The organism is Streptomyces sp. NPDC052299 (assembly GCF_040679335.1).
Taxonomy (GTDB): Bacteria; Actinomycetota; Actinomycetes; order Streptomycetales; family Streptomycetaceae; genus Streptomyces.
This window is the reverse complement of the sequence record NZ_JBFAUP010000002.1, coordinates 203161-219699: the sequence shown is the minus strand read 5'-3', so window position 1 is coordinate 219699 and position 16539 is coordinate 203161. Positions and strand designations below refer to the sequence as shown.

Annotated in this window: 15 protein-coding genes; 7 read left to right on the top strand and 8 right to left on the bottom strand. The window is 72.1% G+C overall.

From position 1 onward, the window contains the following. Window positions 1-15 precede the first annotated feature (15 nt). Window positions 16-675: an MSMEG_1061 family FMN-dependent PPOX-type flavoprotein gene (locus tag AB0L33_RS04195; RefSeq protein WP_365677581.1), complete on the bottom strand. Its 660-nt coding sequence runs from the start codon at window positions 673-675 to the stop codon at window positions 16-18. A 403-nt stretch (window positions 676-1078) separates the two neighbouring features. Here AB0L33_RS04195 and AB0L33_RS04190 point away from each other — a divergent pair, with 403 nt between their 5' ends. The 3 genes from AB0L33_RS04190 to AB0L33_RS04180 are packed head-to-tail and all read left to right on the top strand — an operon-like array spanning window position 1079 to window position 4931. Continuing rightward, window positions 1079-2941, top strand: a complete 1863-nt coding sequence (locus AB0L33_RS04190) for an ABC transporter ATP-binding protein (protein WP_365677907.1) — start codon at window positions 1079-1081, stop codon at window positions 2939-2941. 47 nt (window positions 2942-2988) lie between these two features. Further along, window positions 2989-4431, top strand: a complete 1443-nt coding sequence (locus AB0L33_RS04185) for an NUDIX domain-containing protein (protein WP_365677580.1) — start codon at window positions 2989-2991, stop codon at window positions 4429-4431. Further along, entirely contained in the window at window positions 4419-4931 is a 513-nt protein-coding gene (locus tag AB0L33_RS04180) for a GFA family protein (protein ID WP_365677579.1), read from the top strand. The genes AB0L33_RS04185 and AB0L33_RS04180 overlap by 13 nt, the downstream gene beginning before the upstream one ends. On the opposite strand, the gene AB0L33_RS04175 is transcribed toward AB0L33_RS04180, so the two are convergent. After that, entirely contained in the window at window positions 4932-5810 is an 879-nt protein-coding gene (locus AB0L33_RS04175) for an NAD(P)H-binding protein (protein ID WP_365677578.1), read from the bottom strand. A gap of 63 nt (window positions 5811-5873) precedes the next feature. Between AB0L33_RS04175 and AB0L33_RS04170 the strand changes: the two genes are divergently transcribed. Beyond that, on the top strand, window positions 5874-6470 hold the full coding sequence (locus AB0L33_RS04170; RefSeq protein WP_365677576.1) for a TetR family transcriptional regulator: 597 nt from the start codon (window positions 5874-5876) through the stop codon (window positions 6468-6470). A gap of 61 nt (window positions 6471-6531) precedes the next feature. Here AB0L33_RS04170 and AB0L33_RS04165 read toward each other — a convergent pair whose 3' ends face one another. Together AB0L33_RS04165 and AB0L33_RS04160 are read right to left on the bottom strand one after the other, a co-directional pair. Beyond that, a complete protein-coding gene (locus AB0L33_RS04165; protein ID WP_365677575.1) occupies window positions 6532-7086 on the bottom strand; it encodes a hypothetical protein in 555 nt (184 codons plus the stop codon). 169 nt (window positions 7087-7255) lie between these two features. Next, window positions 7256-8224 (bottom strand): hypothetical protein, encoded by a 969-nt coding sequence (locus AB0L33_RS04160; RefSeq protein WP_365677905.1) that lies wholly within the window; start codon window positions 8222-8224, stop codon window positions 7256-7258. 258 nt (window positions 8225-8482) lie between these two features. Here AB0L33_RS04160 and AB0L33_RS04155 point away from each other — a divergent pair, with 258 nt between their 5' ends. After that, window positions 8483-8848, top strand: coding sequence for a hypothetical protein (locus tag AB0L33_RS04155; RefSeq protein WP_365677574.1), 366 nt, complete (start codon window positions 8483-8485; stop codon window positions 8846-8848). A gap of 168 nt (window positions 8849-9016) precedes the next feature. Here AB0L33_RS04155 and AB0L33_RS04150 read toward each other — a convergent pair whose 3' ends face one another. Further along, window positions 9017-10597: an amidase family protein gene (locus AB0L33_RS04150; protein ID WP_365677573.1), complete on the bottom strand. Its 1581-nt coding sequence runs from the start codon at window positions 10595-10597 to the stop codon at window positions 9017-9019. Window positions 10598-10703: 106 nt separating this feature from the next. Here AB0L33_RS04150 and AB0L33_RS04145 point away from each other — a divergent pair, with 106 nt between their 5' ends. Then, window positions 10704-11405, top strand: coding sequence for a VOC family protein (locus AB0L33_RS04145; RefSeq protein ID WP_365677572.1), 702 nt, complete (start codon window positions 10704-10706; stop codon window positions 11403-11405). A gap of 22 nt (window positions 11406-11427) precedes the next feature. Here the strand turns inward: AB0L33_RS04145 and AB0L33_RS04140 are convergent, their stop codons facing one another. Further along, window positions 11428-12558 (bottom strand): NADAR family protein, encoded by a 1131-nt coding sequence (locus tag AB0L33_RS04140; RefSeq protein ID WP_365677571.1) that lies wholly within the window; start codon window positions 12556-12558, stop codon window positions 11428-11430. A gap of 123 nt (window positions 12559-12681) precedes the next feature. Here AB0L33_RS04140 and AB0L33_RS04135 point away from each other — a divergent pair, with 123 nt between their 5' ends. After that, complete coding sequence (locus tag AB0L33_RS04135) at window positions 12682-13851, top strand: aromatic ring-hydroxylating dioxygenase subunit alpha (RefSeq protein WP_365677570.1); 1170 nt, start codon at window positions 12682-12684, stop codon at window positions 13849-13851. Between the two features lie 31 nt (window positions 13852-13882). On the opposite strand, the gene AB0L33_RS04130 is transcribed toward AB0L33_RS04135, so the two are convergent. Together AB0L33_RS04130 and AB0L33_RS04125 are read right to left on the bottom strand one after the other, a co-directional pair. Continuing rightward, window positions 13883-15145, bottom strand: coding sequence for a hypothetical protein (locus AB0L33_RS04130; protein ID WP_365677569.1), 1263 nt, complete (start codon window positions 15143-15145; stop codon window positions 13883-13885). Window positions 15146-15305: 160 nt separating this feature from the next. Then, entirely contained in the window at window positions 15306-16421 is a 1116-nt protein-coding gene (locus AB0L33_RS04125) for an SMI1/KNR4 family protein (protein WP_365677568.1), read from the bottom strand. Between the last annotated feature and the right edge of the window lie 118 nt (window positions 16422-16539).

The window sequence follows — 16539 nt, the reverse complement described above, 5'->3', positions numbered from 1 at the left end:
GACGGCCACGGACCGTTACTCGTACCGGTACTTCAGCGAATCCGCCTCCGCCCGCTCGATGTCGGCGATCGTCAGCTCCGGCATGTGCAGCTGGGCGAGCGTCACCTCGGCCGAGGTGGGCTGGTCGTCCGCCGACGGCCACTGCTCCGGCTTCCAGACGCCGCTGCGCATAAGGGACTTGGGGCAGTGCGGGTAGACCTCCTCGATGCCCACCACCAGCGCGCTGGCCGGTGGTTTGCCCACGGCGGTCAGCCGCGCCAGCAGCTCCGGTCGCGTGGAGACGCACGCCCGGCCGTTCACCCGGAGCGTCGTGGTGCGCCCCGGGACGATGAACAGCAGCCCGGCCCGGCCGGTGGCGATGACGTTCTGCAAGGTGTCCAGCCGCTTGTTGCCGGTCGCGTCCGGTATCGCCAACGTCCGGGAGTCCAGCACGGCCACGAACCCGGCGGGCCCGCCGCGCGGGGAGACGTCGCAACGCCCTTCCGGGTCCGCGCTGGCGACCAGGACCAGTGACGAGCACGCGATCAACTGCTCGGTCCGCTCGTTGAGTTCGGCGGTCTGCTTGCGCAGCGCCGTTTCCTGCGGGAGTTCGTACGCCCGGCGCAGGGCCTCGTCGTCGCGTACGGCGTCGGCTCGGAGCCCGTCGAACGCGCTGCCGGTAAGGAGTGTCGTCATACGGCGACCCTACGGGCGACGGCCCGGACAGCCGCGCAGGGGCCGCAATCCCCCGCAGGGGTGACCCGACCTGATCGAACGAGTTTCGGCGGCGACACCCCAGAGACCCCACGGCCTGAGCCCTCCATGAGAACTTGCGTTCGCCCCATGCTCTCCGATCCGGCCGTTACGGGATCGGATTCACCGCGTTTTTAGAGCATCAGTGCCACATCGACGCCCAGACGGAGGAACGACATGCACCCGGCCCCTTCCCCCTCGCAGCAGCCTCCTGAAATCGAACGGCGGCGCCCGGCGGAGGCGAGCGACCATGAGTGAGCCCACCGGTGTACCGGCCGACGGAGTCCCGGGACCGCGCCCCGTCCCGTTAGCGCCCGCGCCCTCCGGAGCGGCCCCCGGGACGCAGATGCGCTACGTCGATCTCACCGGCAGCCGTGAGGCGGCCGGCCGGTCGATCCGGATGCGTGACATGGCCCGCCGGCTGCCGCAGCTGGTGCGCCGCTCACTGGCCCTGGCGTGGCGGGTCGACCGGCGGGCGACGGTCGGCCTGCTGCTGTGCCAACTGGTCACCGGGGTGATGCAGGCCCTCGGTCTGGTCGCCATCGCGGGCACCCTGACGGCCCTGCTGCGCGACGGGGACGTCTATCACCGTCTCCTGCAGGCATGGCCGTCCGTCGCCCTGCTCGCCGGAGCCGCCGGGGTGCGGGCCCTCCTGGGCATCACCGTGAGCTGGCTCTCCTCCAGGCTGGGCCCGCTGATGTCCCGCGAGGCCGAGCAGATGCTGCTCACCGGCTGCGCCGAGGTGGAGTTGTGCGCGTACGACGACCCCGACTTCAACCGTGACCGCGAGGCCGCGGACCGCGGTGCCCAGGTCACCGGCGACCTGATCAACGAGGGGCAGGACCTGATCGCCTCGGCGGCCGCGTTCCTCGCCGGGGCCGTCGTGCTCGCGGGTGTGCACTGGGTGCTGCTGCCGCTGCTCGTCGCGGCCAGCCTGCCGCAGGCCGTGGCCCAGGTCAGCGCCGCGCGCGTCCGGTACCTGGCCAACCTCCGCAGCAACGGCGACAACCGGATGCTGTCCGTGCTGCGCTGGCACATCTACACCAAGGACGCCGCCGACCAGATCCGCGCCGGCACCATGGCCGGCTTCCTGTCCGGCCGGTACCGGGACACCGTCGCCCGCATCAACCGCGAGGACCGGGCCGCCGCCGACCAGGGCGCGCGGATGTCCCTGGTCGGCGCGGTGTGCGGGGGGCTGGGGTCGGCGGTGGTGTGGGCGGCGGTCGTCTGGCTGCTCGCGACCGGCCGGATCAGCGTCGGTCACGCCGGTACGGCCGTCTTCGCCCTGCAGACCGTCGGCATGTCGGTGCGCGGCCTGGTGGCGGTCGGCGCGCGCGCCGTACGGACGGGGCTGTACATGGACGACTGGACCGGCTTCCTCGACAAGGCGGGCGGCTTCCGCATGCGGCGGGGACCGCACCGTCCCGAGCCGCCGGAGACGATCGAGGTCAAGTCGGTCACGCACCGCTACGCGGGCAAGGAGCACGACGCCCTGTCCGCGGCGTCCCTCACCCTGCGCCGGGGCGAGGTCACCGCCCTGGTGGGCTTCAACGGCTCCGGCAAGTCGACGCTGTCGAAGCTGGTCAGCGGGCTCTACCTGCCCACCGACGGGCAGGTGCTGTGGGACGGCGTCCCCACCACCGAGGCCGACCCGCAGGCCCTGTGGCGGCAAGTCGCCCTCGTACCTCAGGATTACGCCCACTGGCCGCTGACCGTGCGCGAGAACGTCACCCAGGGACAGCCCACCCCGGGCGGCGACGCGGCGGTCCGTGAGGCGTGCGAGGCGGCCGACGCCGACGAGGTGGTCGACAAGCTGGGCGCGGGCCTGGACACCCTCCTGGCCCGGGAGTGGCTCAACGGCGAGGAGCTCAGCGGCGGCCAGTGGCAGCGCATCGCCCTGGCCAGGGCGTTCTTCCGCCCGGCCGGGCTGCTGGTCCTGGACGAGCCGACGGCCAACCTCGACCCCCGTGCCGAGTTCCGCATCTTCCAGCGGCTGCGGGCCCTGGCCCGGGACCGGGCGGTGCTGCTGGTCACCCACCGCATCACGAACGTGGCCGTCGCCGACCGCGTCGTCGTGCTCGACGCGGGCCGCGTCGTCCAGGAGGGAACGTACGCCGAGCTCGCCGAACAACCGGGGCTCTTCAAGCAGTTGCTGTCCTACCAGATCACGTCCGAACAGGACGACGACAAGCACGAGGCCCCCGCGTGAGCCGCCGCGGCCTCCCCGTACCCCTTCCGCCGTCGCGAGGTCACCACATGCCGCTCACCCGCTCCCACATCCGCGCCACCACCGAGGAGTACCTGGCACGCCATCCGCACGAGCGGGAATCCCTCGCCGGGCTGCTGTCCCTCCTGGACGGCACCGCCGACCCGGCCGACCGTGCGACGCTCCCCGCCCACATCACGTGCAGCGCTGTCGTCATCGACCGCCGCTGCCGGGTCCTGCACATCCGGCACCGGGCCTCCGACGGCCTCGTGCTCACCCCCGGCGGCCACACCGAGCCCGGCGACCGCAGCCTGCTCACCGCCGCGCTGCGCGAGCTCCAGGAGGAGACGGGAATCCCTCCGGGCGCCGTGTGCCTGACCCGGCAGGCGGTCGGCTCCCCCATCGACATCGACGTGCACGACATCGACGCTCGCCCCGCCAAGGGCGAACAGGCGCACCGGCACTACGACTTCCGCTACGTCTTCCACCTCGCCGACGAGGAACCGCCGGCGATCGCCGTGCAGGACGAGGAGGTGTCCGGCGCGCAGTGGCTCCCCCTGGCGGAAGTCAGGTCGTCGACCCTGCGCACGAAGCTCCTGCACGCACAACCGGGCGGGCGACCCGAGCCGTTGAACGCCTCCGCGATCATTCACGACGGCCGCGGCCGGTATCTGCTGCACCTGCGGGACGCGAACAAGCCGTGGATCTGGGAGCCGGGGTGCTGGTCGCTCCTCGGCGGCGGCCGGGAGCCGGAGGACCGCACGCTGCTCGACACGGTCCGGCGGGAGCTGCGCGAGGAGGCCGATCTGACGGTCACCGGCCTGGTGCCGTACGCGGTCGAGTGCGTCACCGGCACGGACGGGACCCGGGTGCCGGTCCAGGTGTTCACCGGCCGCTGGAACGGCGACCCGACCCGGCTGCCGCTCACCGAGGGCGTGATGGTCGCCTGGTTGCGGCCGGAGAAGTTCCCGTACATGACGATGCTGCCGTCGACCCGGGCGCTTCTGGAGCGCCACGCCGCCGAGCACGACGCGCCCGCCGGCCCGGCACCGGATGCGGTCCCGAACGTCGTCGGCGTCCACCTCTACCTGGAGCGGGACGGCCAGGTCCTGCTGGGGCTGCGGCACCCGGGCTCGGCGTACGCGGGCGACACCTGGCACGTGCTCGCGGGCCACTGCGAGGCGGAGTCCGCGACGGCGTGCCTGGTCCGGGAGGCGTACGAGGAGGCGGGGCTGGTGATCGACCCGGCGGACACCGAGCTCGTCCACACCGTGCACATGGTCGACCGGCCGGGCGGCAGACCCCGGATCGGCCTGTTCTTCCGCGCACGACGCTGGGAGGGCACGCCCGAACTGAGAGAGCCCGACAAGTGCGTGGCCTGGCGGTGGTGGAACGCGAAGGACCTCCCGGAGCCGCTGGTCCCCTACGCGCGCGCCGCGATCGAGGGCATCCGGGCCGGGCGCGCCTACACGGAGCTGGGGTGGTCGCGTTGACCCGCACCGACGCGCCGGTGGACGCACACCTGCTGGCCGTACGCGAGGGAGCCCGGGGGCCGGAGGGCAGCCCCACCCCGCACCGAATCGAGGCCCCCATGACCGCCGCCCCCGCACCCTCTTCCGAGCAGGCCCGGACCGGGCACTGCCAGTGCCGCCACATCACGTACCGGGTCCTGGGCGACCCGATCGACCCGCACCTGTGCTCATGCCCGCACGACACGCGCATCTCGGGCGCACCCGCGGTCCTTTGGGTCGGCTTCGGCCTGGGCGGGCTGACGTGGACCGGCCCCGGTGGTGAGCCGACGTGGTATGCGACCTGGCCCACGCTGCGCCGGGGCTTCTGCCCGCGCTGCGGGACGCATCTCGTCTCCGTCGCCGACGGGTCCGACACGGTCATGGTCACCGGTTTCAGCCTCACCGACCTCAGCGGCACCGACCCCGTCGGGCACTCCTACCGGCAGGAGGCCGCCCCCTGGATGGCCGTCGCCCTGGCATAGTCAGCGCGTCGTGAACGCGGCGACGTGGTCGGTGGCCCACTGGCGAAACGTGCGCGGCGCCGTGCCCAGGATGTCGGCCACCGCGGTGGTGACGTAGGCGGGCTGTCCGACCGCCGCGCTCCACGCGGCGAGCAGCATGTCGACGGCGGAGCTGGGCACCGTACCCTCGCACAGGCCGCGGAACTCGTCCGGCGTCATCTCCTCGAAGGTGATCCGGCGGCCCAGGGCTGCGCCGATGACGTCCACCTGCGCGGCATGGGTCAGCGATTCGGGGCCGGTGAGCACGTAGTCGCCGCCGACGTGATCGTCCTGCTGGAGCGTCCGCGCCGCGACGGCCGCGATGTCGCGGTCGTCGACCGGCGCCGACTCGGCAGCGCCATAGGGCCACCGGACGACGGCTTGGCCGGCCCGGATCGCGGGCGCCCACCAGGCCTTCACGTTCGACGCGAACATCCCCGGCCGCAGGATCGTCGCCTCGAGTTCGGTGGCCGCGATGAACCGCTCGATGTCGGCGTGCAGCTCCGCCATGGGATTGGGCTGCTGGAAGAAGGGGTGCGGCGTCTTATGCGGGGAGGAAAGAAGGACGACCCGCCGCACGTGGGCCGCCAACCGCTCGATGACCGTCTCCGCGGTCCGCGGCGGGGCGGCCCAGACGAGGAAGACCGCGCCGGCGCCCTTCAGCGCCGGTTCGAGTGACCCGGGCACAGTGAGGTCGCCGATGAAGACTTCGGCCTTCGCGGGCAGTGTCGCCGCTGCCTCCGGGCGACGGACGAGGGCCCGGACCGGGACGCCCGCGTCGAGGAGTTGACCGATGACGAGGCGGCCGACCCGGCCCGTCGCGCCGGTGACGAGCACGGGAGCAATGTCTGTCTGATTCATACCACCCATGAAAACGTTACTGAGTTAATAATGCAACCGAGTAACAAGTGTTACGGTGATCACATGAGCGAGTCGTCGGGACTGCGGGCCCGCAAGAAGGAGCGGACGCGTGACGCCATCGGCGCGGCGGCCGTCTCACTGTTCCTTGAACGCGGTTTCGACCGCGTCTCGGTCAACGACATCGCCGCGGCCGCGGAGATCTCCAAGCCGACCCTCTTCCGCTACTTCCCCACCAAGGAAGACCTGGTGCTGCACCGCTTCGCGGACCACCAGGGCGAGGCAGCGCGCGTCGTGCGTGATCGCGGCCCCGGCGTCGAGCCGATGACGGCGCTCCACCGGCACTTCCGGACCGGGCTCGACCGGCACGACCCCGTCACCGGTCTCAACGATCACCCCGAGGTGGTGGCCTTCCACCGGCTGGTGTTCACCACCCCGAGCCTGGCGGGACGGCTCACGCAGTACCGGCTCGACGACGAGGAGGCGCTGGCGGACGCCCTCGGCGGAGGCATCCAGGCACACCTGCGCGCGGCCCAGGTGCTCGCGGTCCAACGGGTGCTCGCCCGCACCAACTGGCAGAAGATCGCCGACGGCCGAAGCGCCCACGCCGTCCACCCCGAGGCCACCGCCGACGCCGACCAGGCATTCGGCCAACTGCGCTGACAGGCGACACCCCCGGGCACAGCCCCCGCCCCGGAAGCCGGGGCGGGGACAGGTGGGTGGTTCAGCAGGGGCGGATGTGGAAGACGGGGGTCCAGGACGCGGTGCCGGTGCCCTTGGCCACGTGGGACCAGCGCTCGCTGCCGTCGCTGTTGTAGAAGCGGGCCCGGGTGCCCGAGGTCTGGTTGTTGTTGAAGGTGCCGTCGCCGACGCCGTTGAAGTCGTAGTAGCCGCAGCGGTAGTAGTCGTAGTTGACGCCGCGCCCGTCCGTGATGCACAGGTGCCCGTTGCCGCAGGCCAGGGCCGTTCCGGGCGAGGCCAGGCCGCGGGTCTCGGACTGTCCGGGGGCGGGGAGCGTGATGGTGCCGCCGGGGATGTCGAGCGTGTTCGCGGAGGTCTGGCGGGCCTGGGGTTCCTGGGCGCGTACCGCGTCGACCTGCCGCTGGAGCTCCCCGGCCTGCTGGTCGGTGAGCCCGGCGGCCCGCGCCTGCGCGGCATAGGGCTGCTGTCCGCCCGGGGCGGCGGGGGTCATGGCGTGAGCGGAAAGGGCGGGGCCGGCGATCAGGGCCGCGGCGGCGGCCATCAGTCCGGCGGAACGGCGGAACGGGACACGCTTCAAGGTCTTCTCCTCCGGTTGGTCGTGCGCCTCTTCGAGGTGCACGACCAGGCTTTCCAACTGGCCCCCGTTTCAAGGGACATAGCGGCCATGTTCACCGTTAAGTGGTGCAGATGCCTTTTTTCGCACGCGCAAGGATCCACCGAGCGTCTGTGCAGTCCCGGCCGAAGGGCTACGCGAGCACCCATCGCGGCACATGGCCGGAATCCGCCGGGCAGACGAAGACGTGCAGATCGCGGTCCCGGCCGAAACGGAGCCGCGTGGGCCGTGCGACCGAGACACCGCCCCGGATCGACGCCTTCCCCCGCAGCGACGGGTCACGGTCCTCCAGCGGCGCCCAGCTGTGCGAACCGCCGTCCATCTCGCAGCCGTCCGCCGTCAGCAGCAGCTCCATGGGGGTGGCGCAGGACGCGCAGTCGATGGTCATCGGACCCGTCGACGCCCAGGTGGGGTAGCCGCCGACCCGCCAGCCGGGAGGAATGGACAGGTCGTACTGGTAGCTCGGAGCGTCGAGTCCGTGTTCCGCCAGCTGCTCGTCGTCCCATGCGTCGATACGCGCGATGAGGGGCGCGGGCAGCGTGTCGTTCTCCGCCCAGGGATACGTGTCCACCTCTTCCGGGTGCAGCACGCACGGTTCGGGGAGTTCGTGCTCCCACCGCCGCAGGGGCACCTGCGGCGGCGCGGCGAGGAGGCGTTCCGCCCTCTCGGTCCGGGCGGCCTGTCTCCAACGCAGGTGGTAGCGGCGCTCCAGGTACGGGCCGTGGGTGAGCGGGCAGCGGAAGACCTGCACCAGGTCCGCGCCGTCGGGGCCGCAGGCGAGGCCCGGGATGTCGCGGCGGAAGAGCTGGGCCAGCCCGACGAAGGGGGCCGGGTCGTCGTCTCCCGCGGTTTCCGCGCCGGGCCACGGCCTGCTCCGCGGCGAGACGCCCGCGGTGCGAGCGCTGCGGATCTCCTCCGGCGCGTACCCCTCGAACTCGCGCCCGTGCGGCTCGTGGCAGAGCGGCCACGGCTCGTCCGCCGGCCACAGCATCGGCCCGCCGATGTGGCTGTCGCGCGGGCCGGGCCGCCCGGGCCTCGGGTGCAGCCGTGTCGTCCGGGCCCGGTAGGGGGCCAGCTCCGGGAACACGGCCTCCACGGACACCGGCCTGGCCGGCGTGGTCCTCGTCATGCCCCGTCCCTTCCGCCCGGGAACGCGCGGGCGCCCCGGCGCCCGGGGCGGGCGTCGCCGGGACCGGAGTCGTACGTGGCAGTCACGCCGCCCCACGCTACGGGCGCGACCCCAGCCGCTCGGCAGCGTAACCCGCATGGCTGGAAAACGATCTTCCGCATCTGGTTGAAGGCGCAATAATCGGGTCCCGTCCTCTCGACCGTGAACCCGAACGCAAAGGTGACAGACACGATGAGCCGTAACCACCGCTGGTACACCGGAGCCGTTGCCGCGACCTGTGGAGCGGCCCTCGCGGTCGGCGCGGGACTGACCCAGCCCGCCGCCGCACAGTCTCCGGGCGTCGTCTTCTACGCCGGCGCGCACCAGACGGGCGCGGCGACGTCCGTGGACCTCACCAGCACCGAGTGTCACAACCTCGCCGCACCTTCGGCCTCCGCGCTCAACTACGCGGCCGTGGATGTCGACGTGTTCTTCAACGCCGACTGCCGTCCGGGCGCCCCGGGGTCCGACGGCGACCTGAGCTTCGCGCTGGGCAGCCTGCACACGGCGGACTTCCCCTACCAGGCGGTGAGTTACCGGGTCCGCCCCATGCGCTGACCGATCAGCCGACGCCCACCAAGGTCACGACGGCAAGCGTCACCGGCACGGGACACGCCACCGAAATGGCCGTGGCAGCGCCCAGCGGGGCGGTTGCCACGGCAACTCCGGGCCGCACGGAGTGAGCCGAGTCCCGGCGCAGGCAGGACTCGAAACACGCCCCGCCGTTCAGCCGGTCGGCAGCGTCGGCAGGTACCGGGGCGCGCGCCGGCCGTCCAGCCGGTGCTCCACCGCCGCGCCCAGGGCCAGCAGGTCGGCGTCCTGGTGATTTCCGGCCATGAGGAGCAGCCCGACCGGCAGTTCGCCCACGAAGCCGGCGGGCACCGACAGCGAGGGGTAGCCGGCAACGGCGGCGGGCGTCGACGACGGGATCACGTCGTTGTCTCCCCGGCCGCAGTCGGTGGTCCACGCGGGCGGGTTCGCCGGGGAGGCGATCGCGTCCAGCCCGTGCTCGGTCATGACCTCGTCGATGGAACGGCGGGACAGGTCCGCCAACTCGGCGCGCATCGCCAGGTATTCCGGGTCGGTGGTGGGCGGTGCGGCGAGGGCCTGCTCGAAGAGCTCCTGACCGGCGAAGCAGGTCTGCTCCTGCGGATGGGCCCGGTTGAACTCGATGAGCGCGGCCAGGTCGCGCGGCCCCTTCCTGGTCGCGAGGTATGCGTCGATGTCGCGGTGGAACTCGCTGAGCAGGGCCGGGAATTCGAGTTCGGCCAGGCGTTCCTGGTACGGGAGGTCCACCTCCACGACCTCGGCGCCCGAGGCCCGCAGCCGCTCGGCGGTACGTGTCATGAGGGCATCCACCTCGGCGCCGAGCGCCGGCAGCCGCCACAGGCCGATCCGCTTGCCGCGCAGAGCGCCGGGGCGGGACGCGGCTTCGGCGAGGCCGGGGTCGGGGTCACGGCCGCTGAGGACCGACAGGGTGAGCGCGGTGTCGGTCACGTTCCGGGCCATGGGCCCGGCGGTGTCCTGTTCGGCGGAGATCGGGACCACGCCCGACTGGCTGACCAGGCCGAGGCTGGGCTTGAGGCCGACGACGGCGTTCATCCCGGCGGGGCAGACGATGGAGCCGTCCGTCTCGGTGCCGATCGCCACCTGGGCCAGCGACGCGGCGAGCGCGGCGGCCGATCCGGCGGACGAGCCGCAGGGGTTGCGGTCCAGTACGTACGGGTTGTGGGTCTGCCCGCCCACCGCCGACCATCCCGATGTCGGCTTGGCCGCACGGAAGTTGGCCCACTCGGACAGATTGGCCTTGCCGAGGATCACGGCGCCGCCCGCCCTGAGCTTCGCGACCAGCTCCGCGTCGGACGCCGGCGGCTTCCCGGCGAGCGCGAGCGACCCGGCGGTCGTCGGCATGTCACGGGTGTCCACATTGTCCTTGAGCAGGACGGGGATGCCGTCGAGCGGGCCACGGGTCCGGCCGAGGCGGTGCCTCACGTCACTGGCCACCGCCTGCCCGAGGGCCGTGGGGCTGACGTGCAGGACCGCGTTGATCTTCGGGTCGACCGCCTTGATCCGCCGCAGGTAGGCGAGGGTGAGCCGGACCGAGGACAGCGATCCCCGGTCCATGCGGGCCTGGAGTTCGGGGATGGTGACCGTGTCGAGGTCGATGCCGCCGACCAGCGTGGATTCGGCGGATCGCGCCGAGTCGCCGGAGCGGGACTGAGCGACTGCCTGCGGACCGGGCGCCACCGCGGCTAACGGGGCCACGACCAGGATCGCGGTCAGGGCCGCCATGCTTCTCATCTTCATGGCGGACACCCCACTACATGGAACCGGTACGGCACAAGGGGCCCTCACCTCGCGGCCGGGCGCGATCCCCTACCTCGACTATTCAAATTTGACTAGACTGGGGTGCATGAGCGAGACGACGATCCCGATCCTGCCCTGCCGGACCATCCGGCCCGTGCTCGACTTCTACGCCGCCCTCGGATTCGAGGCGACCTTCCGGCAGACGAGCCCGAACCCGTACGCGGTCGTGGAACGCGGCGGCATCCAGCTGCACTTCTTCGGCGTGAAACGGCACGACCCCGCCGCGTCGTACAGCACGTGCTACATCCGGACCGACGACGTGGACGCGTTGTACTCGTCCTTCCGGAGCAGCCTCAAGGCCGCGTACGGCAGGGTCCCGACGCGCGGGTTCCCCCGCGTGGGGCCGCTGAAGGACACCTCGTACGGCGCGAGGCAGTTCCTCGTCACCGATCCGGCCGGCAACTGCCTGCGCATCGGGCAGCAGACCGGCCGGGACCAGCACCACCGGCCCGCCCCCGAGGAGACCTTCGCCCGGGCCCTGCATCACGCGTCCCTCTTCGCGGACTCGAAGAACGATCCGGCGGCTGCCGCGAGGATCATCGACCGGGTGCTGGGCCTGGACGCCGAATCGCCCACCCCCGTGCAGTTGCTGCGTCTCCTGGTGCTGCGTGCGGACGCCGCCGGGCGCCTCGGCGACGACGCCACCGCGGCGTCCGCGCTCGCCCGGGCCGCCGCGCTCCCCCTCACCGCCCAGGAGCGCGAGTCGGCGCGCGACGACCTGGAACGCCTTCAGGAGCTACGGGACTGAGCCGGGGCCCGACGCGGGGTGATCAGGTCACGAGCAGCTGCCGGGCGAGCAGTTCGGAGCGGGTCAGCTCCAGGAGCCGGCCCATCCAGTTCCGCCCCCGGTCGTCGGGGACGTCTCTCCAGAACGGTGAGTCCTCGAAGCCGGTGTAGCTGATCCTGGCGTCCCCGGTGGAGAGGAGGACCTTGGCGAGGTCGGGGCGCTGGGTGAACTTCGCGCGAAGGAGCCCCGCCATGACCGCGAGCCGGACGTCGGGCCAGTCGCTCCGGCGCGTCGCCCGCCCGCCCAGGTCGTGCGCCTCCCTGCCGGAGGCGGCGTCCCGGATCCGGCCTCTGTCGGAGGCGTCGGCCGCCGACAGGGCCCAGTAGCCGTGTTGTACGGAGGCGTAGGTGTCCCCCGCGAACTCGACGGGTGCGGGAAAGTCGTTGCGGAGCATGAACAGCCCCGGCTCGTCCGGCCACCCCTGCGGAAAGACGGTTTCGTGGGAGACGAGTGCCGGGCGGCCCGGGGCGGCGGGGTCGTCCGCGTGCTGGACGGCCCGGCGCTCCCGCTCCCCCTCGACGGCCTTGTTCGTGCGGGCGAAGTAGTCGAGGACACCCTGGTGCATCTCCGCCGTCGCCACCGGACCGTCGCCGTCGACGGTCTCGCCGATGTCCGTGAGCAGGATGCGCAGGGGACGGTCCTGGCGGTCCATGTCGCCGAGGACATAGATCCGAAGGTGCGCGGGAACCGCGAGGTAGGCCGCGCGGAGGAGTTCCCGGTGGTCCTCGGTCGGCCGCTGCTCGTACTGCCGGATCGCGTCCCAGCAGCGTTGGCGGGCAGTCGGCCGCTGGTTGAGGGCTTCGATGCGATCGGCGACCTCCAGGACGAAGCCCTCCGGTGTCAGCGGTTCACCGGAGCGCGACTCCCACTTCGACGACGGGCCGGGCAGCGGCGGGGCCTCCGGGTCGGTCACCGCCCAACGACCGGCCGCCAGCTTCTTCGCGAGGCCGGCCAGGTCCGTGCGCTCTTCGCAGATGATCCTTCCGTCCGCGAAGACGACCAGGTCGTCGAGGTAGTACCCGCCGCCGTACTGGTCACGCCGCCAGATGTGGCACCAGGCCCCGTCGATTCTCTCTCCGTCCACCATCCGATACGTCGGTCCCCGCCATGTCATGGCAGCACGCTATCGCCCTCGCACCTGGCCCCCCGTCACTGGTCCGGACGCGCTCGACGGGGCAGCCGGGCTCCGCGCGGCCATCATGAGGTGGGCGGTGTGACCCATCTGTGAGGGAGAGGCATGAAGGAGACCGACGCGGACGCGGTGCGGGCGGGGCTCTCCGGGGCCGTGGATCTGCGGCGCGTCGGCGCTGATCCGGACTACTGGTACCCGGTGGCGCTGTCCCGGGAGGTGCGCGTCGGGAAGGTGGTCGCGGCCGTGTTCGCCGGTGAGCGGCTCGCGCTCTACCGCGGGAGGAGCGGGGCCGTCCACGCGCTCGAGGACCGGTGCGCGCACCGGCAGGTTCCGCTGAGCATGGGCGTCGTGGAGGGTGACGTGCTGCGGTGCCGGTATCACGCGTGGGCCTATCGCGGTGACGGGCGCATCTCGCAGATCCCGTATCTGACGAAGGAGGACCGCAGGCCGCCCCGGGGCGTGCGCGGCTTCCCCGTGCGCGAGGCGTACGGTCTGGTCTTCGTCTTCCCGGGTGATCCGGACAAGGCGGGAGCGGTCGCGCTTCCGGCGTTGCCCGCCTTCAGCTCGGGGCGGTACAAGACGCTGACGTACTCGCGGATCGTGCGCTGCCACTACTCGTTCATGCACGAGAACCTGCTGGACATGAACCACCAGTTCCTGCACCAGGGGGTCGTCGGCCGGCTCCGTCCCGAGCTCATCGGCCAGCACAGCGACGCGCGCTCGGTGGAGGCCAGGTATCTGTTCACGCACGCGGGAGGCAAGCGGAACGCCGGTGCGAGCGTGCTGGCGGCCGAGGGCATCGCGGGCGGCTCCCGCGACGTGATGACCATCCGCACCGAGTACCCGTACCAGACCCTCGACCTGGTGCCGGAGGGCGCCGACGAGCCGGTCTTCAGCCTCTGGGCGGTGTACGTTCCCGTGGGCGCCGACCAGCGGGCCTGCCATGTCTACGGGCTGCTCATGATCAAGAAGCCGCGCGTGCCCGCCGTGCTCACCGTGGCCGCGCCCCTCATCAGGCGCTTCACCGAGCGCATCTTCGCGCAGGACCGCATGGCGGTCCAGGCGGAGCAGCGGGCCTGGGACGAGCAGGGCGAGGACCGCAACCACGAGGTCTTCTCCCTGATCCTGGACGTACGCGAGGCGCTGCGGTCCAACGGTGTGCCCCTCTCCGTCTCCGCGGGCCCGCGCGGCGCGGAGCCCTGCGCGGGTGCGGCGGGCGTCTGCGGGGGCGGAGATCCGGAGCCCCGGCAACCGGACGCGGCACCCGCGCGTTGAGGAGCGCGGGGCCCTGCGGAGTGGAGGGGGTTCAGACTCCGGTCAGGTGGTACGTGCCCGTGCCGTCCTGCCTGCCGCTGGAGTACTGGCGGATGAACTCGCCGTCCGCGTAGCGGTCGTGGCCCATCATGGAGCCGGTGTACTTGTTCTGCACGCCGATCGCCGAGCTGCCGGGTACGTCGCGGTAGATGTAGAAGCGCTGGAGATCGTCCTCGGTGCAGGAGGCCGTCGTCAGGATCGCGCGTTCGGTGGAGGCGTCCTGGCCGGCGATGGTCGCGCAGCCGCCGTTGCCCCAGTTCCACAGGGTCGCTTCGAGGACTCCGTTGCTCTCCGTCACGTTGCACAGGCGCCAGTTGTCCAGGTGGGCGCTGAAGATGGAGGAGGGCCGCAGGCGGACGCCGTCGTTCGCGAGGAGCGGCGCGCCCCAGGACAGCGGCTTGCCGGGCACTTCGATCTTGTAGACGGCGGACTGGCAGTCGAGGGCGGCGAGCGCGGCGGTCCTGGGCTGCTCGGTGGGGACCGCGTGCTGCGCGGGGGCGCCGTCCTGGCGCTGCTTCGCCGTCGGTGCGACCGCGCCCGCCCGGTGCGCGGCCTTCGCGGTGGGCGAGTCGCAGTCGAGGAGGGTCTGCGCCTTGGCCATGACGCTGCCGGCGGGTACCTGGTCCTGGCAGCGCACGGCGCCCTCTTCGAGGGTGGTGTACGTGGTGAAGGAGCCGCTGCCGGGGCCCTCGGCCCACCGCAGCGCCCAACTGCCGTCGGTCTGCTGGGCCCGGTTGCAGTTGAGGCTTCCGTAGGTGCCGGTGACCTTCTTGGTGCCCTTGTAGACGCCGTAGTAGCCGGGCTGGTTGAAGTTCCAGGTCACGGCGTTCGACTCGGTGTTGGTGGTGGAGGACTCCATCTTCACGCTGAGGCCCACGCTCACACCGGCCTTGTTGAGGGCGTCGACGGCGAAGCTCGCGTCGATCTTGTCGTCGAGGCCGACGGAGACCGTGATGGTGGTCGCCGTGGTGGTGGTGACGGATTGTTCGCCGGTGGTGCCCTCGGTGACGTACCAGCCCTTGAAGTGGGTGATCGTCGGGGAGACTTCGGTGCTCTTGATGTACGGGTGGCGAGTGCCGAGGTCGGCCGCCGTACAGGCGTCGCCGGGCTGGGGCGAGGTCGCTCCGGCGGGCGCCGCGACGGCCGGTGCGGCGGCGGGGCCGATGGCGGTGACCGCCAGGGCCGTCGCCGTGGCGGTCACCGCGATCAGCGCACCGACGGTGCGGCTGCCGGAGCGTAAGCGTGTGGCTCGCATCGTTACGTGTTCCCCCTCAGGTGTACGGGTCAGGTCGGGGTGAATGTAACGGCCACGTGGGTTGCGACGGGAGGGCGTAACTGGCCAGAGACGGTGCCCGGCGCCCGGTTCCGGCCGTACGCACTACCACGCTCCCGGGTCTCGCGCGGCACGCGACCGCTCACGAGGGCCGGGGCTGCCGGGCCTTCCGCGCTTCGTGGCGACCGCTGACGACCTCGCGGACGGCCCGGTCGCCGCAGGGGTCGGCCATCAGCCGGGCGATGTCCCACCAGCGCAGCAGCAGCGCCGGGAAGTGCGGCGGGATCGCCTTCAGCTTGTCCTGGTCGAACCGTGCGCGCACGCTCTCGTGGCGCAGGGCGGCCCGGATGTCCCAGAAGGACGGCGGTCTGGGGCGTATCGCGGGCGGCAACGCGGCCTCGTACTCCGGTGCCAGCCTGCCGCCCGGCTGGGCCAGGACGTTGCCGCGCAGCGCGGACGCGACCTCGTCCTCCAGCTTCTCCTGGGCCTGCACGGCGCGTCCCCACCAGAGGTCCAGGAAGGCGGCGACGGTCTCCGGGTCGGTCAGGTCGAGGGCGTCGCGCCGCCGGTCGAACTCGTCGCGCTCGTCGCGGGGCAGGGCTTCCCGGATCGCGCCGAGGGTCTTGGCGGGATGGCGGGGCGCGGCCTCGCCGAGGTGCGGCAGCCACTGGTCGCCGCGCTCGTCGTCGCGGGGTCCCCAGACGAGGGCGCCGTCCAGCATGCCGGGCTTCTCCGGCCCCGCGGCCGTCAGGGGGGCTTCGAGGCTGACCGCCATGAGTTCGAGGTAGCCGGCCAGCGACCTGTACTCGCGCTCGCGGTCCCCGTATCCGGTCCAGCGGCGGACCTCGCCGGTCCGGCCGTCGAGGAAGAGGCCGACGACGGTGTCGTCCGGGCCGCGGGAGCAGAACGGGATCCACCAGGGCTCCCAGAACGCCGGGCCGTCCGCCTCGCTGAACTCCTTCTCGCCCTCCATCTGCCGACGGTGGACCTCGGCCACGGCGTCGAGCGGCATCAGGGCCCAGTCGCCCAGCATGAGCCCCGAGCCGTTCACACCGTCCTCGCCGGCGGACAGCCGCCACAACGCCTTCAGCTCCTCCGGGACGTTCACGCCCAAGGCGGCTTGCAACTCTGCCAGTTCGTCCTCGGACGCGCCAGGCCGGAGAGCCGCGTACGACGGTGGGGTGTAGTCGGCGAGCCATTCCAGGATCTGGGCCCACACGCGTGTGACCCGTTCCTCTGCCGGTGCGTCAGTAGTCATGGCCCCTACGCTCGCATCGGCCCCGGGCCCGTCGGGTGGCGGGGCCGGACATCGCGGGTGACGTACGGGACGTATAGGCCATTCGACCCTGAAGAAACGATTCGACGCAGCCCGATGG